This is a genomic window from Paenarthrobacter sp. 10L420, assembly GCF_056395385.1.
Genome location: NZ_JBFTJK010000003.1, coordinates 151,109 through 170,830, shown reverse-complemented (window position 1 = coordinate 170,830; position 19,722 = coordinate 151,109). Strand labels below are relative to the sequence as shown.

The following is a 19,722-nucleotide window of genomic DNA, read 5'->3' as shown; positions in this document are numbered from 1 at the left end:
CTCATCTGCACGCACACGTGCTCCGAGGAGGGAACGCTTCCATGATCGAAGCAAAAGGCCTGACGAAGGTCTACGGCGAGAAAACCGCCGTCGGCGGTGTCAGTTTCACTGTCCAAGCCGGCCGGGTGACGGGCTTCCTGGGCCCGAACGGTGCCGGCAAGTCCACCACTATGCGCATGATCATGGGGCTGGATACTCCCACTGCGGGTTCGGTGACCGTGAACGGTGAGCCGTTCGCCAAGCATCTTGCGCCGCTGCGTGAAATCGGTGCGCTCCTGGATGCCAAGGCAGTCCACACGAGCCGCACGGCGTACAACCACCTGCTCGCCATGGCCGCGACCCACAGCATCCCCAAGAGCCGGGTGCGGGAGGTCATCGAGATGACCGGGCTGGGAGAAGTCGCCAAGAAGAAGGTGAAGGGTTTCTCGCTCGGAATGGGCCAGCGCCTCGGCATTGCGGCAGCGCTCCTGGGCGATCCACAGACCATCATCCTGGACGAACCCGTCAACGGCCTGGATCCGGAAGGCGTGGTCTGGGTTCGGAACCTGGTGAAGTACCTCGCTTCCGAGGGCCGCACCGTATTCCTGTCCAGCCACCTCATGAGTGAGATGGCGTTGACGGCAGACCATCTGATCGTGATTGGCCGCGGCAAGATCATTGCGGACGCACCCATCGCAGAGATCATCACCGGCAAGGGCCAGGCCCGCACCCGCGTCCGCACGGACCAGCCGGAGCGGCTCATGCAACTGCTCGCCGGCACGGGCGTTTCCGTTGAGGTCCACGAACGTGAGCTGCTGGAAGTTTCGGGCCTGGATCCTCGCGGGATCGCCCGGACTGCCCTGGACAACCAGGTCATGGTCTACGAGCTGACCCCGCTCCAGGCAAGTCTCGAGGAGGCGTACATGGAGTTGACCAAAGACGAGGTGGAATACCACTCGCACATCACCGCCGGGGCCTCTGTTCCCGTTCGGGCCGGAGGGAAGTAGACATGAGCACCACCACTTTGGACCGCAAGTCCATGCGTAATTCCGTCGGTCCCGGACCGGCGTTCCATCGCGTACTGAACTCCGAGTTCATCAAGTTCCGCACTTTGTTATCCACGCTGATTCTCCTGGCTTCCACAGCCTTGGTCATGGTTGGCTTCGCAGCACTTTCGGCCTGGGGAACGGGACAGTTCGCCGAGCGGGCCGGGAGGGATCCCCAAGCGGCCGCAGCCCTTGCCGCCCAGGGTGGAGACATCGCAGTTACTATCCCGACGTCGGGCATCGCCTTCGCGCAGCTCATCCTCGGTTCCTTGGGCGTTCTGCTGATGAGCTCCGAGTTCACCACGGGGATGGCGCGCTCCACCTTTGCTGCAGTCCCGAAGCGGCTCTCGCCGTTCCTGGCCAAGCTGATCGTTGTGATGGTCAGTGCCTTCCTCTTGACTGCGGTATCCATCTTCATTGCGGGTCTCGTGGCGCTCCCGATCGTGAACAACTACGATCTCAAGCTGGATCTCAGTAGCTCGCAGTCGGTCAAGCTTTTGCTGGTCAACAGCATTTACGTGGCAGCCGTAGCAGCGATTGGTATGTCCCTTGGAACCATCGTCCGCAACTCGGCCGGAGGCATCATGAGCCTGGTGGGTCTGTTCTTTGTGGCCCCGATTGCTTTCCAGCTCATTCCCGGCGACTTCTTCGTGGAGGCCCGCAAGTACCTTCCGGGCAACACCATCAATGCGATGACCGCCGTCGAGCATGTTCCGGACACGCTGGAAGTCTGGCAGGCCGCCCTGGTTCTCGGCGCGTGGGTTGTAGTGCCCGTTGCCCTGGCAATGGTCCTGTTGAAGAAGCGGGATGTCTAGGACGTCTAGGCTCAATCCATGAGTGAAGCTCCACAGGTGAAGGACGCGCCGGCTGCTACAGCCGACGCGTCCTTCGCTGAAATTGCCCAGCGCCGCCGGGGCCGTATCCGTCGGTACTTTTTCGAGCGTCCCCGTGCGATGGATGCCGTAGTTGTCCTTTGCTACGTGCTTTTGGCCTTGCCCACGATCATCGCCTCGATCATCGCGGGCAAGTGGCTCGTCGTCGGGCTCTTGCTGCTGATCGCCACTGTGCTGATATTCCGGCGGCGCTACCCGCTTCAGGTGGTTGCCGCCGTCGCGGTTCTTGAAGTCCTGGCAACCGTGCTGAATCCGTGGGGCTCAAACGTGTCTGCGGGCCTGTGGTTCGCCCTCTACGCGGTGGCGACAACCCGGAAGCGGCCAATTTCGCTGGTGGTGTTTGGCGCAGCGAGTCTGCCACTGAGTCTGCTGTACCTTTTCATGTGGACAAGTCCCAGCACGATGAACAATCTGCAGGAAGTCCCGGAGAACTTCCACCTCATCAACAACATCGCCACTGCTGTAACCATCATGTTGTCCAACCTGCTGGCCACGGGCATTGGTATCTCGGTCCGCCAGCGGCGTGAGCATGAGGCCGAGATCGCCGCATGGGCGGCGCGGACAACCCAGTTGGGCAAGATCACGGAGCGTAACAGGATCGCGCGGGAAATGCACGACGTCGTGGCTCACTCCCTGACGGTAATGATCAGTTTGTCGGACGGTGCGGCAGTCGTGGTCAAGAAGGACCCCGATCGCGCCGGCGACGTCCTGGGTGAACTGTCCCGAACGGGTAGGGCGGCACTTGCGGATATGCGTCGGGTGCTTGGCGTCCTGCGCGACGATTCCGGCCGCCCGGCGCCACTGACGCCGCTCGAGTCGGGGCTGAACCTGGCCAAGCTGCTGGATGGATTCCGTACGGCCGGCCTGCCGTTGCACTACGCGCACACCGGGCCTGCGCTTCCCGGCGATCCTGCTTTCGAGCTCACCGTTTACCGGATTGTGCAGGAATCGTTGACCAATGTCCTCCGTTATGGCCGGTCTCTTAGCCGCGTGGACGTGCAGGTAGCCCGCGACGGCGATCTGGTGACCATTGACGTGCTCGACGACGGCCGCGGAACCCGGGAGGGTGGCGAGTCAATGGACAGCCTGGGAACACGGCAGGGCATTGCCGGAATGCGTGAACGGGCGGGAATCTATGCTGGAATCGTTAGTGCCGGTCCGAGCAAAAGGGGAGGCTGGGCGGTCCACGCCGAGCTGCACTGGAACGGCGAAAAGGGGGAATAGTGGTAGAGAACGGCGTCATCAAGATCCTGCTGGTGGATGACCAGCCACTGCTGCGGATGGGCTTTCGACTCATCCTTGAAGGTGAAGAGAACTTCCATGTAGTGGGCGAGGCATCGGACGGAAACGAGGCTGTCCGGCAGGTGCAGGAGCTGCAGCCGGACGTGGTGCTTATGGACGTCCGAATGCCCACCATGGATGGCATAGAAGCCACGCGCCGCATTTCGGACTCCGGTTCCGAAGCCCGGGTCATCATCCTCACCACGTTTGACCTTGACGAATACGCCTTCTCGGGACTGCAAGCGGGCGCTTCAGCATTTCTGCTCAAGGATGTGGCCCCGCTTGAACTCGTTCACGCTGTGCGACTTGTGGCCAGTGGCGACGCCGTCGTGGCGCCCCGCGTAACGCAGAGGCTGTTGGAGACGTACGTACGCGGCGGCAGCGTACCCGGCCAATCGCCCAGCCCACATCGCGATCCGTTGTTGGACGATCTCACGCCGCGCGAAACCGAGATCCTCACGACCATCGCCGAGGGGCTGTCCAACGCGGAGATCGCCCACAAGTTCTTCCTGTCCGAGGCCACTGTTAAGACCCATGTACGCCGCATCCTCAGCAAGCTGCAATTGAGGGATCGTGTGCAAGTGGTGGTGTACGCGTACGAGACCGGACTTGTTGTACCGAGCAACCCGGACTACTAACCCCCGGCGCATGTAGCGTGCAACATATGCATTAACAAATGTTTTTAATGACCATATGCGTCGAAATTGTGTTACCTTCGTCACTACAGACGCCCTTCTTGGCACCCTCAGTCCGGATGTCCTCAGGCGTACCGTTCGCATCTGTCATTAACCGGAGACACCACATGGAACCTTCAGCACCCCTGCAATTGGACCATCTACCTGATGCTCCCGCTTCTCCCGGCTCGTCCACCGCCGCCGAAACCGGCCTGCGCCGAACGATGGGTCCGCGCCACCTCATCATGATCGCGATGGGAGGTGTTATCGGATCGGGCCTGTTCCTCAGTTCCGGATACACGATTTCGCAAGCAGGTCCCCTGGGCGCCGTCCTTGCATATCTGATGGGGGCCTTCGTGGTCTACCTTGTGATGGCTTGCCTCGGTGAACTGGCCATTGCCTACCCGGTTTCAGGCGCCTTCCACATTTATGCTGCACGATCCATTGGTCCCGCCACGGGCTTCGCCACAGCCTGGCTCTATTGGCTTTGCTGGGCAGTTGCCATCGGGTCCGAATTCACGGCGTCGGGCCTGCTCATGCAGCGGTGGTTCCCCGGCGTGGACGTGTGGGTCTGGTGCGTGGTGTTCGCAGCAATCCTCTTCGGACTCAATGCCATTTCCTCCAGGTTCTTCGGAGAATCCGAGTTCTGGTTCTCCATCGTCAAGGTGGGTGCGATCATCGCGCTGATCGTGTTTGGTGGAGCCGCGCTCTTTGGATTCCAACCGCTCTCGGGATCCGGCAACCACCCCTTCCTTTTTGAGAACTTCAACACCTCAGGCGGACTCTTTCCCAATGGCTTCTCCGGGGTCCTTGTTACGGCCCTGGCAGTCTTCTATGCCTTCTCCGGCTCTGAACTCATCGGCGTCGCTGCTGGAGAAACTACCGATCCCGCGCGGAACATTCCCAAAGCCATGCGCAGCACTGTAATTCGTCTCCTGATCTTCTTCGTCGGTGCCATTGCCGTCATCGCCGCCACCGTTCCTTTCGATCAGGTGGGCTTGGATGAGAGCCCGTTCGTTACCGTGTTCTCCTCCGTTGGCATCCCCTACGCGGCGGACATCATGAACTTCGTCATCATCACGGCACTGTTGTCTGCCGGAAACAGCGGACTGTTCTCCTGTGCCCGCATGCTGTACTCGCTATCCGATGAGGGGCACGCGCCAAAGGCACTGAAGCGACTGACGAAGCGCGGGATTCCCCTTGTTGCCCTTTCTGTCAGCATGCTTGGTGGGCTGGCATCGCTGATCAGCAGCGTGGTTGCCCCCGAAACGGTGTACCTTGCCCTTGTTTCCGTGGCGGGATTCGCGGTGGTAGGGGTATGGATGTCAATCACGGCATCCCACTTCTTTCATCGCCGGGCATTTATCCGAAACGGCGGGCAGGTGGCCGATCTTGCCTACAAGGCCCCGTTCTTCCCGTTGGTTCCCATCCTGGCATTCACGCTTTGCCTGGTCTCACTGATAGGCATTGCCTTCGATCCAAACCAGGTTGCTGCCCTTTACTTCGGTATTCCGTTCGTGGCCGCCTGCTACATCTACTTCCACTTCAGGCATGGACGCGCGGCGGTTAAGCAGATCGCCTGATCAATCCAGCACGGGGCTTCACGGCCGGACTTCAGAGAGAGTCCGGCCGTGAAGCCGTTTGTCGTCCTGACCAAGGGCCCCTGATTCTTGCCCCTGACACGGGCGTGTGAGAATGGCGTGAGCGCTTGGCGGAAGGAGCGGGATTTCTTGGAGGTGTCACCGGAGGCGTCGTCGTTGGCGCAGGGGCTTCGTCTCGTTCGGTTGGTTATTGACCGCGAAAAGCAGGGCCGTCAGCTCCTTGGCGTATCCCAGCTCGCGGCTGAGCTGGACATGGAGCAGAGCCGGGTCTCGCGACTGGCCCAGGAACTGTGCGACTTGGGGCTGCTGGAGCGGCTGGAGCGCGGACCTTTCCGTGCGGGACCCCGGTTCTTCAGCCTGGCCGCCTCCCTTAATGTTGGCTGGGTGCGTGATTCCCGGGCAGAACTGGAAGAGTTGGTCTCGGCCCTGGGGCTTAGGTCCCGGCTGTCAGTGCGCGATGGTGTCAAGGTTCTGCTGCTGCGTTCCTCCACCAACAACTCGGTCCTGGGCGGATTCGCGAAGCCGGGAATGGTCACGCCTGTGTGGTGTACGGGTTCCGGGCGGGCATTGCTATGGGACCACTCCCGTAACGAGCTTGAAGCCCTGCTCAAGGATGTCAACTTCATTGGAGTTGGGGGGCCTGCTGCAGCGCATTCCGAGGCGGAAGTCGACGCCCTCATGGAGCGCGACAGGCCCCGGGGATTTGTTTTGGCGGCCGAGGAGTTCGAACACGGTGTGTGGGAACTGGGCGTACCTGTTCGGGATTCTTCAGGCGCCATCATTGCTGCGCTCAGTGTCCTGGGTACGCTTTCCGATCTTGAGAGGGCCGCGCCGGAACTGGCCCCGCTGCTGCATTCGGCAGCCCACCGGCTCGGTTCCGCATCCGGGACTCCCGGTTCCGCAACGGGGAACTGAGGTCAGGGCGGCTATTGAGGCCGTCCACCCACCATGGACTCCAGCCATCCCTGCCAGGAGTGGAGCGCGACGGCGTACGTTTCGCGGTGAGGTTCAATGCGGGACTTCGGGCCAACTATCTGCAGGGCCGCAGCAACCTCCCCTTTGAAGTCGCGTATAGGCGCAGCCAGTGAGTAGAGTCCGGGCTCAGCTTCTTCGTCCACGATCGAGTAACCGCGTTCGCGAGCATCATTGAGCCGCGCCAGGAAGTCCTCCACGGAGGAAGGCGTATTGGGTCCATGCTTCACGAACTCAACAGACTCGAAGATCTTGCGAACTTCATCGTCCGGGGCGTCCCACAGAAGTGCTTGGCCCGCGTCACTGCAATATGCAGGATAGGGACGTCCAAGCCACGATCCCACGAGGTTGGCGCTGGCAGGCACTTGTTCACCGATGGTGACCGTGCTGTTGCCGCTGAGGACGCCAAGAAAGCATGCCTCGTTGGTTTCAGAAGCGAGACCCTCAAGCGCAGTTAGCCCGTCCGTCTTCAGCCGTTGTTCAGCGACCAGTTGGGCGTCCGTCAGGATAGTCCAGCCCAAGCTGTATTTCCTCTGATCCCTGCGGGCCAGGAAACCCTCCTGCAAGGCACCCTTGAGACTCCGCGATACTTGGCTGCGGTCCTTATCCAGGTCGGCCGCGACGTCGGCGACCGTACCGCCGTCGTTTCCTTGCGCGTGACGGGCACCGACCGCAAGGATGGCCATCATGCCCCGGCCCATGCTTGAGGTCTTTGACATGGATTGATTCTAGCTAGTGGATGGCGAAAACCCTGGCCGGAAAGCCACTGCCTTCCAGGGGTTTGGCCCAGGTAGCAACCAGGACGGCGCCTGCCTCGGGCACGTTGTCCAGAGTGGCAAGGAGTTCAATCTGCCACTTATCGCGGGCCAGGACGTAAGTTTCCAGGCTGAAGTCCTGTTGGGAAGTGGCGACGCCGGGATCAGTGTCCGTTTGTTCGTGGCCGACCGCAGCCACGGCACGGTTCTCGAACAGGTATTCCAGAACCTCGCGTGACCAGCCTGGAGTGTGGCTGATACCGGCTTGGTCCTTGTTCGCCATGGCCTGGGCATCGGGCCATCGCCGGCTCCAACCAGTGCGGAGCGCCACAAACGAACCTGGCAAAATGTGCCCGTTCCTCGCCTCCCAGCCCTGAACGTCGGCGAGTGTTGGAGTGGCATCTTCATCGTTGTGGACACGGTCACTGATATCCAGGACGACCAACGGCAACAGCATTTGTTCCACGGGTATCTCGTCAAGCGTTCGGCCGCCCCGGACAAAGTGCGACGGCGGATCCACGTGGGTGCCCCACTGGCCAACTATCGAGTACCGGTGGGCGGTAAAGCCGTCCCCCTTTTCCATGTCAAAGAGGGCTTCGCGGGACTCATCCGGAAAGGCAGCAAAATGGGGCTGACCCGGATGGAACGCGTGCGTCAGATCGGTGTACGTCCTGCCTTCGAGCAGGGGCGCGAGCTGCTGCCATAACTGGGAATTCATCAGGCTACCCTGCTTTCAATGGCGGGAGCATGGACGCTGCTGGAGACACTCAGTGGCCCGGAGACTTCGATGACGGGAACTTCCCACGGGTGGATGTCCACGATCCGCTGGACGAGCTCATGAACGGCCTGGTCAGAGAGCGAGTCATCGAAGTATGTGGTGAACACGAATGTCGGCGAGATGGTCCTCTGCCCCACGCTTCCCAACGTGGGATTGGCACCTTCCGCGACGGTAAAGCCCTCGAACCCTGCCGAGGACTCGAAGACGTGGTGGTAATTACCGAAGCCACCCAGCTCCGGCGTTGCAGTGAGCGCTTGCAGCAGCGAGGCGATGCCTGGGTCAGACTCTAGGGCCCCCAGATCGCCACTGGCCAGTTGGGTCATCGTGTCCAGCGGGATGGGCCAGTGGATGCGGAGCTTTCGCACGGCTTTAAGTTCAATGTTCATGGGGCAATGCCTTCCGTGGATGTGCTTACTGGGAGCAATCGTGGCACAAGGTGACGAGCATTACAAGCATATAGAAATGTTTATATTGCACACACTGTTCGCGAGTCCTTAGCCCGCAGCTTTCACAGCTCCCCCATGGGTTTGGCATGTACAAGGCACAGCCCCTGTGGGTTTGATGGACCCATGACCTCCCCGCAGCCCCATCCAGACCACGATCGCGGCCTTGAATTCGATCTCTCCACTCTCCTTAGCCGCCGGCGCACATTGGGCGTCCTGTTCGGCGCCGGGACGGCAGCAGCCCTGGCTGCTTGTACGCCGGGTTCCGGAGGTGGCAGCGCATCGCCGTCGTCGTCTTCCAGCGCTGCTGCCGCTACCGGAACAGAAAGCACGACGGCGGCCGGAACGCCTTCCGCCACCAGTACCGTGACGCGTGCACTCGCTGAATGCGGAGTAGAGATCCCCGAGGAAACACTCGGCCCCTACCCCGGCGATGGTTCCAATGGGCCGAATGTGCTCGAAGCATCGGGAGTGGTCCGCAAGGACATCACCTCAAGCTTCGGTAGCTCCACCTCGAAGGCCACCGGTGTCCCACTGACTTTCACGCTAACTCTGCTGGACAACGCCAACGGGTGCTCGCCGCTGGCGGGCGCAGCGGTCTATGCATGGCACTGTGACCAGAATGGAAAGTATTCCCTGTACGACTCGGGGCTGAAGAACGAGAACTACCTCCGGGGCGTCCAGGAAGCCGACAGCAACGGCCAGGTCACTTTCACCACCATCTATCCCGGCGCCTACAGTGGCCGGTGGCCTCATATTCACTTTGAGGTATTTGAATCCATGAGCAACACGTCTGCGGCTGGGCAGGTGTTGGCAGTTTCCCAGATTGCCCTGACGGAGGCGGCCTGCAAGGACGTCTACGCCTCGGCGGGATATGAATCGAGTGGCCGGAACTTCGCAAAGAGCACCCTGGCAGACGACAACGTCTTTGGTGACGATGGAGGCATATATCAGCTGGCCACCATGTCTGGTTCGGTCCAGGGAGGTTACACAGCCGCGCTGAACGTCACGGTCTGACGCGAGGAGGTCGAAGCGCGCGGCTAGACTCGGGGGCATGCCTTCGAATGCCTCCGCAGCAGTTGACCACGTCCAGGACCTCGGTGCGTATGTTTCGGCGTCGCCGTCCAGCTTCCATGCAGTGCACGAGGCCGCTCGCCGGCTGAATAGCGCTGGCTTCAGCTCACTGGATGAACTGCAGCCGTGGGAAGGTGGCGCGGGTAACTTCTACGTCATCCGCGATGGCGCCCTGATCGCATGGGTTACTCCCCAAAATGCTGGTCCCACCACAGGCTTCAATATCCTGGGCGCCCACACGGACTCCCCCTCCTTCAAACTGAAGCCGAAGCCCACCACTGGCAAGTTCGGTTGGCTGCAAGCAGGAGTCGAGGTGTACGGCGGGCCTCTCCTTAACTCCTGGCTGGACCGCGAGCTGCAACTGGCCGGCCGCTTGGTGCTACGCGACGGCACGCACCACTTGACTGCAACCGGCCCGCTCCTGCGCTTCCCGCAACTGGCTATCCACTTGGACCGTGCGGTCAATGACAGTGGCCTCCTTCTGTCCAAGCAGCAGCACATGAACCCGATTTTCGGGCTGGGCGAGCCGGCCAACGAGGATCTCTTAGGCCTGCTTGCCGGTCGAATCGAGGGCATCACCGTTGATCCGGCAGATATCGGGGGTTACGACGTCGTGGTGGCGGACACGCAGGCACCCGCGGTTTTCGGCGCAAAGGGTGAGTTCTTCGCCTCCGGCCGCTTGGACAACCTTTCTTCGACCCACGCTGGCTTGGTGGCATTGATAGAACATGCGAAAGCGGGCGCTCAGGACGGCCCCATCGCTGTCCTCGCCGCGTTCGACCATGAAGAGATCGGTTCCAACTCGCGCTCGGGCGCCTGCGGACCCATCCTTGAGGACATCCTGACCCGAATCTCTGACGGTCTTGGCGCCTCGGGGAGCCAGCGGCGTCAGTCCCTGGCAGCGTCGTTCTGTCTCTCTGCCGATGCCGGCCACGCCGTCCACCCGAACTACGCTGAGCGGCATGATCCCGTAAACCGTCCCGTACTCAACGGTGGGCCGCTGTTGAAGATCAACGCCAACCAGCGCTACGCCACCGACGCGACGGGAGCTGCGCTGTGGGCGCGTATGTGCAAGGACGCTAATGTGCCGTATCAGGAATATGTCTCCAACAACGACCTTCCGTGCGGTTCCACCATCGGTCCACTGACCGCGACGCGGCTGGGCATCAGGACAGTTGATGTCGGCATCCCCCTGCTGTCCATGCATTCGGCACGGGAGTTGTGCGGCGTCGAGGACCCGCTCCGTTTGGCTTCTGTGGCGGAACTGTTCTTCCGGACCCAGGTCTAAGTTCCCGCATGGAGGCTAAAAAGCCTCAAAGACTCATTTCAATGGCGTTTCTAAAGTTTCCTATAGGAAACTTTCGATGCTTATTATCATACTTTTTGTGCATGCTTCCTTTTTTGAGAACCGCAAAATGTGCACCCGCACAGGATTTTTGCCCTGCCCGGATGGCTACTGTGGAAAAGCCATGTGGCCCGCTGCACATCAACTCGGGCACTCTCCAAAGACACTAAGGACGGCGCCGACCCATGCACGCTGACCAACAGCTCTCAAAGTCCCTGAAACCACGACACCTCTCCATGATCGCCATTGCCGGCGTGATTGGTGCTGGGCTGTTTGTGGGCTCCGGTGCCGCAATCCAACAGGCTGGGCCGGGCATCCTCGTCGCCTATTTGGCTGCTGGCCTGGTGGTTATCCTCGTCATGAGGATGCTTGGCGAGATGGCCGCGGCCAACCCGGAGACAGGCTCCTTCTCCACCTATGCAGACAAGGCGCTGGGCCGCTGGGCCGGATTCAGTATCGGCTGGCTCTACGCGTGGTTCTGGATCATCGTGCTCGGCATCGAGGCCACCGCCGGCGCTGCCATCATGCATCGCTGGGTTCCAGGCGTCGACCAATGGGTTTGGGCACTGGTTCTCATGGTGCTTCTGACGCTGACGAATCTTGGCTCGGTGAAGTCGTACGGCGAGTTCGAATTCTGGTTCGCATCCATCAAGGTGGCCGCAATCGTCATCTTCCTGCTCGCAGGCATTGCAGCGATCCTTGGCCTGATCCCGGGCGTTTCCGCGCCGGGCGTCGCCAACCTCCTGGATCAGGGCGGCTTCATGCCCAACGGTCCGGGCGCTGTCCTGGCCGGCATCCTCGTGGTGGTCTTCTCGTTCTTCGGTGCCGAGATTGCCACCATCGCCGCTGGTGAATCCGAAAATCCTGTGGACGCCGTCAAGAAGGCCGTGAAGTCCACGGTATGGCGCATTCTTATCTTCTACATCGGCTCCATTGCCATTGTGGTCACGCTCCTGCCGTGGAACAGCGCTTCAGTTGCCAAGAGCCCGTACGTTGCCGTGATCGAGCTCTACGGAATCCCGGGTGCCGGCACCATCATGGACATCGTGGTCCTCACATCGGTTCTTTCCTGCCTGAACTCGGGTCTGTACACAGCAAGCCGCATGCTTTTCTCGCTCTCGCAGCGTGGCGACGCCCCCAAATCCTGGATGAAGATTTCCAAGCGCGGCGTGCCTGCGGCGGCAGTACTGGCCTCCACCGTGGTCGGGTTCATCACGGTTGGCCTGAACTACGTTGCTCCGGACACCGTGTTCCTGTTCCTTGTCAATACGTCCGGTGCCATCGCCTTGTTTGTGTGGCTGGTCATCGCCAGCTCACAGCTCATCCTTCGCCGCCGAATGGGCGCGGCCGCCAAGGACCTCGATCTCAAGATGTGGTTCTTCCCGTACCTCACGTGGATGGCGATTGGAAGCATCATCGCGCTCATCATCGGCATGGTGATCCTTGAATCCACACGAGAATCGCTCTTCCTCTCGCTTGCTCTGGCTGCGGTTGTCGTCGCCATCGGCGTATTCCGATACCGCAAGCGCGGGACGCAGTCCGCTCCGGTGGGTGATGGGGAAGCCGAGCGTGTGACGTTGGGTTCCGGTCCGGCGTCGTAAGCGTCCTTTCGTCCGGGCAGCCGCCGTCAGCGTTCGACGGCGGCTGCCCCGTTTGTGGTTAAGGCACCTCAACGGGGAGGTACTGGATGGGCCCGGGGCATTGTGCGCCGGTGGTGTCCGGAACACCCGGTATCGCAGGGATGTCGAAGATGGCGTCCCGCTGGCGTTTGCCTGTCTCCTTGACCACAACGCGGACCCTGGCCACCACGCCCGGAGTGGAGGTTGACTGCCCGGCGGGTAGGTACGGAGGCTCCTGAGGGACGAGCCAGCGGCCATCCGTCTGCTGCTGGAGGGGCCGCGGTGTGCAGCCGTCTCCGAAACATGCCTGGACGCGGCTTGGCGTCGACGCTATCTTCAGCTCGATCGGCGTGGCGCTCCCAATGGCTGGGCACACGCGCGACTTGTCCACCGCGAACCACACCAGTCCGCCGATCGCGGCCACGAGAATGACGGCCGCAACCCAAATCAGCCGGGGCTTCATGGCAAGTAGCCTACGCCTGGGTGCGCCGCCGGGAACTTAGCGTCCCACCGGGAACGGAGCGTCGGGCGGTATGGGCTACTGGGCCAAGCCGATAACGAGGTTGATGGTGACTGCCAGGATAACGGTGCCGAACAGGTAGGACAGCAGACTGTGTTTCAAGGCCTCAAGCCGGATCCTATGGTTGCTCAGGTTGGTGTCTGAGACCTGATACGTCATGCCCAGGCTGGTGGCCAGGTAAGCGAAATCCGTGTATTGCGGTGGGCGATCCTGGTTAAAGCTGATGCCGCCAACTCCACCACCGGCGTCGGCGTCAGGGCTGTAGTAGAGCTCCGCATAGCGCAGGGTGAAGAGCGTTTGGACCAGCGTCCAGGACAGGGCTACGCATGCAAGGGACAGTGCGGCCGAGTAAAAGCGCGTGTCCGATCCTTCGGTGTGCGAGTTGACGATGACCGCGACCGCGGCTGCGATGCTGGCCAGGTTTGCGATGAGGATCAGAAGGTCGGTGGCCCCACGGGACGGGTCCTCGGAGGTCGCGTGGTGCTGCGTTTCGGCGGGATCCATCCGCGCTATCACCAGCCACACCCACGCAACATAGATCAGCGCGGCCGTTGCCCAGCCCACGGCCGGGGCATCAACCCAGCTGCCTGCGAAGCCTGTGACCACGAAGGCTGCGGCGCCCGCTGCCACCATGACAACGAAGCGCAACCGGCTGCGCCTGACTCGGACATTGTTCATGGCCACCTAGTCACCGACGCCGGTGCTGCTGCGCTTCTTGTCGGCCTGAAGGATGCCATCCCGTACGCCCGAACGGACCACGAAATAGAGGGCGTAGAGGAAGATCGCTGCGAAAACGACTGTCAGGACCAGGGAGTTGAGTGCATCCATGCCCCCACCCTAGCTCGGGTTCCCCTTTTGATCCGGGACGCAGGAATCTACGGAATGGGCATCCTCGTGTTAGTGTCTTTGTCGCTGTTACGGAGAAAAACGAAACACTGTTTCTTCGAATCACCCTGCGCGGGTGGCGGAATGGCAGACGCGCTAGCTTGAGGTGCTAGTCCTCGAAAGGGGGTGGGGGTTCAAGTCCCCCTCCGCGCACAGGAGACCCCTGGAAGATCGCTGATCTTCCAGGGGTTTTGTCGTTTCAAGCGGGCGCCAGCTTCCTGCAGAGCCGGGGTTATCCACATACGGCAACTGGCAGGTTTCGGTCCGCGACCCCACCGAATAGCTTTGAGTGCAGGAGATGCACTAAGATATTGAAGTCTGTGTTGCGCCCTCCTTCCGAGTCTTCGGCGGGGGAGCGAGCCACAGCATCGCAAATGAACCTCCTGTTACGGAAATACCGTAACCGCTTAGCCCAAAGGAGGTGGGTTCACATATGCGTCCTTACGAATTGATGGTAATCATCGACCCCGAGGTCGAAGAGCGTACCGTAGAGCCGTCGCTTCAGAAGTTCCTCAATGTCATCACCACCGATGGTGGAACCATCGAGAAGGTTGACATCTGGGGCCGTCGCCGTCTGGCATACGACATCAAGAAGAAGTCCGAAGGTATCTACGCAGTGGTGAACTTCACCGCTGAGCCGGCTACCGCCAAGGAACTTGACCGCCAGCTGTCTCTTAACGAGACGATCATGCGCACCAAGATCATCCGCCCCGAAGACCAGAAGGTCGTTGCTGAGTAATCAGCCCCTTCCAGATCTTTACACCGCAGGAACGAACAAGGAGGCAGTAGATGGCAGGCGAAACCACTATTACGGTCATCGGTAATCTCACCAATGACCCGGAGCTGCGGTTCACCCCGTCTGGCTCAGCAGTAGCGAACTTCACCATCGCTTCTACTCCCCGGACCTTTGACCGCCAGTCGAATGAGTGGAAGGACGGGGAAACCCTGTTCCTCCGCGCTTCTGTCTGGCGCGAAGCAGCCGAGAACGTGGCCGAGTCCCTCACCAAGGGCATGCGCGTCATTGTCTCCGGCCGTTTGAAGAGCCGTTCTTACGAAACCAAAGAAGGCGAGAAGCGCACCGTTATCGAGCTTGAGGTCGATGAAATCGGCCCCAGCTTGCGTTACGCAAACGCCAAAGTCAACCGTACCCAGCGCTCCGGTGGCCAGTTCGGCGCCGGAAACGGTGGCCAGGGTGGCTTCGGTGGCGGTAACGCCGGTGGCTTTGGAGGAGGTGCAGCAGCTGGTGCAAGCCAGGGCGGCAACTCCGGTGGAAACTGGGGCGGCAACCAGCCCGCACAGCAGGATGACCCTTGGGCTACGCCCGGTGTCAGCAATGCAGGCGGCTGGGGCAACGGCCCGGATTCCGAACCTCCCTTCTAAACACCAAGAAAAAGTCCGACGCCGGAACCCGCCGGGACTGCCGCAAGGCATCCGGGCGATTACCGCCGTCGAACACCACCATCCCGTGGATCAATATCCACGGGCTCCATAGAAAAGGAGCTCCACGATGGCTAAGGCTGAACTCCGTAAGCCCAAACCAAAGTCCAACCCCTTGAAGGCCGCTGACATCACCGTCATCGACTACAAGGACGTAGCACTGCTGCGCAAGTTCATCTCCGACCGCGGAAAGATCCGCGCTCGTCGCGTTACTGGCGTTACCGTTCAGGAACAGCGCAAGATCGCCCAGGCAATCAAGAACGCCCGCGAAGTTGCTCTGCTGCCTTACTCCGGCGCTGGCCGCGGCTAAGGGAAGGGATTAACTAACATGGCAAAGCTCATTCTGACCCACGAAGTAACCGGTCTCGGTGCTGCTGGCGACGTTGTCGAGGTCAAGGACGGTTACGCACGTAACTTCCTGCTGCCCCGCGGCTTCGCTCTGACTTGGACCAAGGGTGGCGAGAAGCAGGTTGAGTCCATCAAGGCTGCCCGCGCTGCTCGTGCCCACGCTTCTGTTGAAGCTGCACAGGCACAGGCTCAGGCTCTGTCCTCCAAGAAGGTCAAGCTCGAGGTGAAGGCCGGCGAGTCCGGTCGTCTCTTCGGCACCGTCAAGCCTGCTGATGTCGCTGCTGCTGTTGAGGCCGCTGGCCTCGGCGCCATCGACAAGCGCAACGTTGAACTGCCGAACCACATCAAGTCTGTCGGTTCGTACCAGGCCAACGTTCGCCTGCACGAGGATGTTTCCGCTGTTATCGACCTCGAGGTCGTTGCAGGGAAGTAGTCTCTGACTGCTAAGAAGGACCCCCGTCACCGGTTTTCGGTGGTGGGGGTCCTTTTGCTTATGAGGACGCCGTGTGGAGCTCCGACATGACGTGTTGGTAGCCCGTCCGGATCATCTCTGCGAGGACCTCACGGTCCACGTCGTCCAGCCTATTGATGTATAAACATGCGGCTCCGGTTTTGTGCTTGCCCAACTCCGGAAGCAGGCGGTCGGTATCGGGACCGTACGTGAGGCCGTAGAGCGCCAGGTTCGCCTTGCGCGGTGAGAATCCGACGGCGGCGGAGTCACCTTCCCGTCCGCTCTCGTATTTGTAGTGGTAGCTGCCAAATCCCACGATGGTGGGCCCCCACATAACACCTTCCTCGCCGGTGATCTCCTGCATCATCCTCCGCAGTTCCAACCCATCGGCGCGCCGGCCTGGATGCTCCACGGAGGACAGGAATTCATCCACGGACACGTCCGTGGGGTGGGTCTTGTTCTCTGCCATGCTCGTAGTTTTGCAGACGGACGACGGGTCGGCCACCCAGTGATAGCCTGCAGCGGTGACTTCAGAATCCTTGCGCATCCGCCCCTTCCACCAAGTTGACGTCTTCTCAGCCCAGCCATATCGCGGTAACCCGCTGGCAGTAGTAGTTGACGCAGAGGGACTGAGCAGCGAGGCGATGCAGCACTTTGCTAATTGGACCAACCTCTCCGAGACCACCTTCCTTCTCCCTCCAACAGATCCGCGTGCGGACTACCGTGTGCGCATCTTCACGGGCAGCGAGGAGTTCCCGTTCGCTGGGCACCCAACCCTCGGCTCCGCACACACCTGGCTGCAGGCGGGGGGAGAGCCCAAGGAAGACGGCGTCGTGGTGCAGGAATGTGGCGCAGGTTTGGTCCGGGTGAAGCACGACGCCGGTCGGCTGGCTTTTGCTGCACCACCACTGACCCGCTTCGAGCCGGTGGATGCCGATGTTCGTTCCCAGCTGGCGGCCGGTCTTAGGCTGCTGGAGGACTCCTTGCTGGACGCATCATGGCTGGTGAACGGCCCTGAGTGGGTTGGTGTCCTGCTTGAGTCCGCCGAACAGGTCCTGGCGATCGAGCCGGATCTGGTGGCCATGGGTGATCTCAAGGTCGGGGTGATCGGCCCGCACGAGCCCGGTTCCGACGTCGACTTTGAAGTGCGGACGTTCATTCCAGGCGACGCGATGGTGGAAGATCCCGTGACCGGCAGTTTCAATGCCGGTGCAGCGCAGTGGCTGATCGGCAGCGGCCGGGCTCCTGAAGAATACGTGGCGGCGCAGGGCACTGCCTTGGGCAGGGCGGGTCGTATCCATGTGAAGGCTGAGGACGGTGACATCTGGGTCGGAGGGGCATCTGTTACTTGCATCCAGGGCACTGTCCTGTTGTAGCTCAACCGGCCCGGGGGATTGGCGTCCCCTTCGGCAAGCGTTTAGCGTGAGACTTATGTCAGCATCCGATGCTTCCGCGAAGGCCAACGGCAACCCTTTGCTTGTCCTGGGCAAGATCACGTCCATCCTGGACGCCTTTTCCCTATCGAAGCCGGTGCTGCAGCTGAGCGACATTCGCGAGTACACAGGGATGCCGACATCCACGGTGCAGCGTCTCGTCACCAACCTGACGTCCCAAGGATTCCTGGACCGGGAGGGCGACGCTTACCGCATTGGCATGCGGATGGCCTATTGGGCAGCTCCAGCCACCCGTGGCATGGAGGTGGTGGACATCCTGAGCCCGCTACTCAAGACGTTGCGCGATACTACCGGTGAGACTGCGTGCTTCTTCAAAGCCGAACAGCACTACCGCGTGTGCGTCGCTATGGCAGATACCCGTCACGCGCTCCGCCGCGAGATGCACCTTGGCAAGATCATTCCGCTCCACGCAGGTTCGGCGGGGAGGGTCCTGCTCGCTTGGTCTCCTGAATTGATGGAGTCTGTTCTTCGCGACCCGTTGGAGCCCATTACGGACTACACGATCACCAGCTCAGAGGAATTAGAGATCGCGGTCAAGAAGACGCGGGCCGATGGCTTTGCGATCTCTGTAGGGGAGCGGGAAGATGGTGCGTCCGGGCTCTCGGCGCCGGTGTTCGATTCAGCTGCTGCCCTCGTGGGCGCGGTCACCATCAGCGGCCCTACGCTGCGGATGCCACTGGAAACGTGCCAAGCGTGGGTGGAACCTTTGCTCGCGACCGCGGAACATATGACCAGACTCATTGGTGGGCGGTTCCCGGGGGAGTCGTAGGGGATATTAAGAGCTAACGGGTAGTAACCAAACGGGCGCACACGCAAGGAGCACATTATGGATTCTGCACGAACTTTTGAATCGATCACCATTATTTTCAATCCCAACAGCACGGGCAATGCGCCCGAACTGGCCGAGCAATTACAGGTCAAGCTGAAGGACATGCTGCCCTACGCGCCAGAGATTACCCTGCAGCCCACTGAACACGCTGGACATGCTGTGGAGTTGGCCCGGACGGCGGCAGCAAAGGGAGGCGACGTCCTTGTTGTCTCCGTGAGCGGTGATGGTGGCTATAACGAGGTTGTCAACGGCGTGATGCAGGCCGGAAACCCGCAAGCGGTGTGTGCGGTCATGGCCGCGGGCAACGCCAACGATCACCGTCGGATCACGGGAACCAAGCCACTGGAAGAGGCTATTGCTGAGGGACACGTCCGGAAAATTGACCTCCTGAGCATTCACACTGGCCAAAAAGAAGGCGAGCCGTTGGAGTATGCGCATTCCTATATCGGATTCGGCCTCACACCTGTTGTGGCCACCGAGCTCGAAAAGGGCAGCAAGGGAGCCCTGACTGAGATGGTTTCGGTCATCAAGACCTTCTCGAAATTCGAGCCCTTCGGCATCCGCACCTCCGAGGGCAAACGCAGGAAATTCGACAGCCTGGTTTTCGCCAACATCCCCGAAATGGCCAAGTACGCCACGCTCAGTGAGGCCGACGATCACCCCTCGGACGGGAAATTTGAGGTCATCATCTTTCCGCACATGCCCAAATGGCGAGTGCTCCTGACTGCCCTCCGAGCAACCACGCAGGGTCTGGGCGATCAGCCGAGCGTGAGCAGCTACGAATTCACTACACTCAAACCCCTGCCATACCAGATGGACGGTGAAGTGAAGACGGTGGAAGCCAATGTGAAAGTCAGGGTGGAATGCGCTCCGGCCGCTCTGGCGACAGTGGGCTAAATCCAGTCTCTCTGGCAGCGTCCGGGTAGGTTGTCTGAATTTCCCTGGCCGGATCATTGAGAACCACGTCACGTTTCCGTATGCAGGCCCACATAGTATGTGTCCGCCCCTCACTGTTTGTCTGGTGCACACAGGCAGGGCCGGATCAATCGTGGGAAATCCTGTGAGGAATTTACCTAGTCCGTGAGAGAGGCGACAACACTTGGTGTCCATCAGTCCTTCACCGGAGTTGCCACGGGAATCCGCCAACTACAGACCTGGTGAGCCGCTGAGGTCATGGATCAGCGGTGAGCCCATGGTCCCGATCGATGCACAACTGATAATTGCTGCTTCGCTTGCCCTCCCATCCCTTCGACGACTGATCAACGGCGACAAGCTTGAGGATCAGGACCTAATAGCCTTCGGCAGACTCAATTCGAACTGTGTACTTCGCTGGTATGA

The 19,722-nt window shown here is 60.8% G+C and carries 23 protein-coding genes and 1 tRNA gene; 17 read left to right on the top strand and 7 right to left on the bottom strand.

All coding sequences use genetic code 11. The annotated features are described in order from the left end of the window. Nucleotides 1-41: 41 nt before the first annotated feature. From AC1DD5_RS07585 to AC1DD5_RS07560, 6 genes are all read left to right on the top strand, one after another. Nucleotides 42-986: an ABC transporter ATP-binding protein gene (locus AC1DD5_RS07585; protein WP_477517536.1), complete on the top strand. Its 945-nt coding sequence runs from the start codon at nucleotides 42-44 to the stop codon at nucleotides 984-986. A 2-nt stretch (nucleotides 987-988) separates the two neighbouring features. Further along, on the top strand, nucleotides 989-1,840 hold the full coding sequence (locus AC1DD5_RS07580) for an ABC transporter permease (RefSeq protein WP_477517535.1): 852 nt from the start codon (nucleotides 989-991) through the stop codon (nucleotides 1,838-1,840). An 18-nt stretch (nucleotides 1,841-1,858) separates the two neighbouring features. Then, nucleotides 1,859-3,142 carry a sensor histidine kinase gene (locus AC1DD5_RS07575; RefSeq protein ID WP_477521059.1) on the top strand — a complete coding sequence of 428 codons (1,284 nt, stop codon included), beginning with the start codon at nucleotides 1,859-1,861 and terminating at the stop codon, nucleotides 3,140-3,142. Between the two features lie 56 nt (nucleotides 3,143-3,198). Beyond that, complete coding sequence (locus AC1DD5_RS07570) at nucleotides 3,199-3,837, top strand: response regulator (protein ID WP_477521133.1); 639 nt, start codon at nucleotides 3,199-3,201, stop codon at nucleotides 3,835-3,837. A 164-nt stretch (nucleotides 3,838-4,001) separates the two neighbouring features. Beyond that, nucleotides 4,002-5,456 (top strand): amino acid permease, encoded by a 1,455-nt coding sequence (locus AC1DD5_RS07565; protein ID WP_477521058.1) that lies wholly within the window; start codon nucleotides 4,002-4,004, stop codon nucleotides 5,454-5,456. 147 nt (nucleotides 5,457-5,603) lie between these two features. Then, a complete protein-coding gene (locus AC1DD5_RS07560; protein WP_477521057.1) occupies nucleotides 5,604-6,389 on the top strand; it encodes an IclR family transcriptional regulator in 786 nt (261 codons plus the stop codon). 11 nt (nucleotides 6,390-6,400) lie between these two features. Here the strand turns inward: AC1DD5_RS07560 and AC1DD5_RS07555 are convergent, their stop codons facing one another. From AC1DD5_RS07555 to AC1DD5_RS07545, 3 genes are read right to left on the bottom strand one after another with little or no spacing between them, the layout of a single operon-like run. Further along, nucleotides 6,401-7,165: an IclR family transcriptional regulator gene (locus AC1DD5_RS07555; protein WP_442004930.1), complete on the bottom strand. Its 765-nt coding sequence runs from the start codon at nucleotides 7,163-7,165 to the stop codon at nucleotides 6,401-6,403. Nucleotides 7,166-7,178: 13 nt separating this feature from the next. Next, nucleotides 7,179-7,919, bottom strand: coding sequence for a cyclase family protein (locus tag AC1DD5_RS07550; protein ID WP_442004929.1), 741 nt, complete (start codon nucleotides 7,917-7,919; stop codon nucleotides 7,179-7,181). Continuing rightward, on the bottom strand, nucleotides 7,919-8,365 hold the full coding sequence (locus AC1DD5_RS07545) for a YqfO family protein (protein WP_442004928.1): 447 nt from the start codon (nucleotides 8,363-8,365) through the stop codon (nucleotides 7,919-7,921). Before AC1DD5_RS07545 ends, AC1DD5_RS07550 begins: the two co-directional genes overlap by 1 nt. Nucleotides 8,366-8,548: 183 nt before the next feature. On the opposite strand from AC1DD5_RS07545, the gene AC1DD5_RS07540 reads away from it, so the two are divergent. The 3 genes from AC1DD5_RS07540 to AC1DD5_RS07530 all read left to right on the top strand — a co-directional run bounded on the left by AC1DD5_RS07540 (nucleotide 8,549) and on the right by AC1DD5_RS07530 (nucleotide 12,442). Then, entirely contained in the window at nucleotides 8,549-9,439 is an 891-nt protein-coding gene (locus tag AC1DD5_RS07540; protein ID WP_442004927.1) for an intradiol ring-cleavage dioxygenase, read from the top strand. Nucleotides 9,440-9,476: 37 nt separating this feature from the next. Next, nucleotides 9,477-10,784: a M18 family aminopeptidase gene (locus tag AC1DD5_RS07535; protein WP_442004926.1), complete on the top strand. Its 1,308-nt coding sequence runs from the start codon at nucleotides 9,477-9,479 to the stop codon at nucleotides 10,782-10,784. 242 nt (nucleotides 10,785-11,026) lie between these two features. Further along, the gene (locus tag AC1DD5_RS07530) at nucleotides 11,027-12,442 is read left to right on the top strand and encodes an amino acid permease (RefSeq protein ID WP_477521056.1); all 1,416 of its coding nucleotides are present in this window, start codon (nucleotides 11,027-11,029) and stop codon (nucleotides 12,440-12,442) included. Between the two features lie 58 nt (nucleotides 12,443-12,500). Here AC1DD5_RS07530 and AC1DD5_RS07525 read toward each other — a convergent pair whose 3' ends face one another. From AC1DD5_RS07525 to AC1DD5_RS07515, 3 genes are all read right to left on the bottom strand, one after another. Continuing rightward, nucleotides 12,501-12,923, bottom strand: a complete 423-nt coding sequence (locus AC1DD5_RS07525) for a hypothetical protein (protein WP_442004924.1) — start codon at nucleotides 12,921-12,923, stop codon at nucleotides 12,501-12,503. A 75-nt stretch (nucleotides 12,924-12,998) separates the two neighbouring features. Further along, nucleotides 12,999-13,658 (bottom strand): DUF1345 domain-containing protein, encoded by a 660-nt coding sequence (locus AC1DD5_RS07520; RefSeq protein ID WP_442004923.1) that lies wholly within the window; start codon nucleotides 13,656-13,658, stop codon nucleotides 12,999-13,001. A gap of 6 nt (nucleotides 13,659-13,664) precedes the next feature. Further along, the gene (locus AC1DD5_RS07515) at nucleotides 13,665-13,808 is read right to left on the bottom strand and encodes a hypothetical protein (RefSeq protein ID WP_442004922.1); all 144 of its coding nucleotides are present in this window, start codon (nucleotides 13,806-13,808) and stop codon (nucleotides 13,665-13,667) included. 127 nt (nucleotides 13,809-13,935) lie between these two features. Here AC1DD5_RS07515 and AC1DD5_RS07510 point away from each other — a divergent pair. From AC1DD5_RS07510 to rplI, 5 genes are all read left to right on the top strand, one after another. Continuing rightward, nucleotides 13,936-14,018: transfer RNA gene (locus AC1DD5_RS07510), tRNA-Leu, on the top strand. Between the two features lie 280 nt (nucleotides 14,019-14,298). Further along, nucleotides 14,299-14,604, top strand: a complete 306-nt coding sequence (gene rpsF, locus AC1DD5_RS07505) for a 30S ribosomal protein S6 (protein WP_021473324.1) — start codon at nucleotides 14,299-14,301, stop codon at nucleotides 14,602-14,604. A gap of 50 nt (nucleotides 14,605-14,654) precedes the next feature. Continuing rightward, nucleotides 14,655-15,245 carry a single-stranded DNA-binding protein gene (locus AC1DD5_RS07500; protein WP_216924481.1) on the top strand — a complete coding sequence of 197 codons (591 nt, stop codon included), beginning with the start codon at nucleotides 14,655-14,657 and terminating at the stop codon, nucleotides 15,243-15,245. A 127-nt stretch (nucleotides 15,246-15,372) separates the two neighbouring features. Continuing rightward, nucleotides 15,373-15,612, top strand: a complete 240-nt coding sequence (rpsR, locus tag AC1DD5_RS07495) for a 30S ribosomal protein S18 (protein WP_003800144.1) — start codon at nucleotides 15,373-15,375, stop codon at nucleotides 15,610-15,612. A gap of 18 nt (nucleotides 15,613-15,630) precedes the next feature. Further along, a complete protein-coding gene (gene rplI / locus AC1DD5_RS07490) occupies nucleotides 15,631-16,083 on the top strand; it encodes a 50S ribosomal protein L9 (RefSeq protein WP_223935139.1) in 453 nt (150 codons plus the stop codon). Nucleotides 16,084-16,141: 58 nt separating this feature from the next. On the opposite strand, the gene AC1DD5_RS07485 is transcribed toward rplI, so the two are convergent. Next, nucleotides 16,142-16,570, bottom strand: a complete 429-nt coding sequence (locus AC1DD5_RS07485) for a DUF1801 domain-containing protein (RefSeq protein ID WP_477521055.1) — start codon at nucleotides 16,568-16,570, stop codon at nucleotides 16,142-16,144. A 55-nt stretch (nucleotides 16,571-16,625) separates the two neighbouring features. On the opposite strand from AC1DD5_RS07485, the gene AC1DD5_RS07480 reads away from it, so the two are divergent. From AC1DD5_RS07480 to AC1DD5_RS07470, 3 genes are read left to right on the top strand one after another with little or no spacing between them, the layout of a single operon-like run. Next, the gene (locus AC1DD5_RS07480) at nucleotides 16,626-17,477 is read left to right on the top strand and encodes a PhzF family phenazine biosynthesis protein (RefSeq protein WP_477521054.1); all 852 of its coding nucleotides are present in this window, start codon (nucleotides 16,626-16,628) and stop codon (nucleotides 17,475-17,477) included. A gap of 55 nt (nucleotides 17,478-17,532) precedes the next feature. After that, nucleotides 17,533-18,324 (top strand): IclR family transcriptional regulator, encoded by a 792-nt coding sequence (locus AC1DD5_RS07475; RefSeq protein WP_477521053.1) that lies wholly within the window; start codon nucleotides 17,533-17,535, stop codon nucleotides 18,322-18,324. A 57-nt stretch (nucleotides 18,325-18,381) separates the two neighbouring features. Continuing rightward, entirely contained in the window at nucleotides 18,382-19,281 is a 900-nt protein-coding gene (locus tag AC1DD5_RS07470; protein WP_477521052.1) for a diacylglycerol/lipid kinase family protein, read from the top strand. Nucleotides 19,282-19,722: the final 441 nt, after the last annotated feature.

What these genes read in the sequence shown, in the direction of transcription:
- AC1DD5_RS07575 (WP_477521059.1), top strand. Translation starts at nt 1,859, where the DNA reads ATGAGTGAAGCTCCACAGGTGAAGGACGCGCCGGCTGCTACAGCCGAC.
- AC1DD5_RS07550 (WP_442004929.1), bottom strand. Translation starts at nt 7,919, where the DNA reads ATGAATTCCCAGTTATGGCAGCAGCTCGCGCCCCTGCTCGAAGGCAGG.
- AC1DD5_RS07470 (WP_477521052.1), top strand. Translation starts at nt 18,382, where the DNA reads ATGGATTCTGCACGAACTTTTGAATCGATCACCATTATTTTCAATCCC.
- AC1DD5_RS07565 (WP_477521058.1), top strand. Translation starts at nt 4,002, where the DNA reads ATGGAACCTTCAGCACCCCTGCAATTGGACCATCTACCTGATGCTCCC.
- AC1DD5_RS07545 (WP_442004928.1), bottom strand. Translation starts at nt 8,365, where the DNA reads ATGAACATTGAACTTAAAGCCGTGCGAAAGCTCCGCATCCACTGGCCC.
- AC1DD5_RS07525 (WP_442004924.1), bottom strand. Translation starts at nt 12,923, where the DNA reads ATGAAGCCCCGGCTGATTTGGGTTGCGGCCGTCATTCTCGTGGCCGCG.
- AC1DD5_RS07520 (WP_442004923.1), bottom strand. Translation starts at nt 13,658, where the DNA reads ATGAACAATGTCCGAGTCAGGCGCAGCCGGTTGCGCTTCGTTGTCATG.
- AC1DD5_RS07515 (WP_442004922.1), bottom strand. Translation starts at nt 13,808, where the DNA reads ATGGATGCACTCAACTCCCTGGTCCTGACAGTCGTTTTCGCAGCGATC.
- rpsF (WP_021473324.1), top strand. Translation starts at nt 14,299, where the DNA reads ATGCGTCCTTACGAATTGATGGTAATCATCGACCCCGAGGTCGAAGAG.
- rpsR (WP_003800144.1), top strand. Translation starts at nt 15,373, where the DNA reads ATGGCTAAGGCTGAACTCCGTAAGCCCAAACCAAAGTCCAACCCCTTG.
- AC1DD5_RS07530 (WP_477521056.1), top strand. Translation starts at nt 11,027, where the DNA reads ATGCACGCTGACCAACAGCTCTCAAAGTCCCTGAAACCACGACACCTC.
- AC1DD5_RS07570 (WP_477521133.1), top strand. Translation starts at nt 3,199, where the DNA reads ATGGGCTTTCGACTCATCCTTGAAGGTGAAGAGAACTTCCATGTAGTG.
- AC1DD5_RS07500 (WP_216924481.1), top strand. Translation starts at nt 14,655, where the DNA reads ATGGCAGGCGAAACCACTATTACGGTCATCGGTAATCTCACCAATGAC.
- AC1DD5_RS07585 (WP_477517536.1), top strand. Translation starts at nt 42, where the DNA reads ATGATCGAAGCAAAAGGCCTGACGAAGGTCTACGGCGAGAAAACCGCC.
- AC1DD5_RS07540 (WP_442004927.1), top strand. Translation starts at nt 8,549, where the DNA reads ATGACCTCCCCGCAGCCCCATCCAGACCACGATCGCGGCCTTGAATTC.
- AC1DD5_RS07485 (WP_477521055.1), bottom strand. Translation starts at nt 16,570, where the DNA reads ATGGCAGAGAACAAGACCCACCCCACGGACGTGTCCGTGGATGAATTC.
- AC1DD5_RS07555 (WP_442004930.1), bottom strand. Translation starts at nt 7,165, where the DNA reads ATGTCAAAGACCTCAAGCATGGGCCGGGGCATGATGGCCATCCTTGCG.
- rplI (WP_223935139.1), top strand. Translation starts at nt 15,631, where the DNA reads ATGGCAAAGCTCATTCTGACCCACGAAGTAACCGGTCTCGGTGCTGCT.
- AC1DD5_RS07580 (WP_477517535.1), top strand. Translation starts at nt 989, where the DNA reads ATGAGCACCACCACTTTGGACCGCAAGTCCATGCGTAATTCCGTCGGT.
- AC1DD5_RS07475 (WP_477521053.1), top strand. Translation starts at nt 17,533, where the DNA reads ATGTCAGCATCCGATGCTTCCGCGAAGGCCAACGGCAACCCTTTGCTT.
- AC1DD5_RS07535 (WP_442004926.1), top strand. Translation starts at nt 9,477, where the DNA reads ATGCCTTCGAATGCCTCCGCAGCAGTTGACCACGTCCAGGACCTCGGT.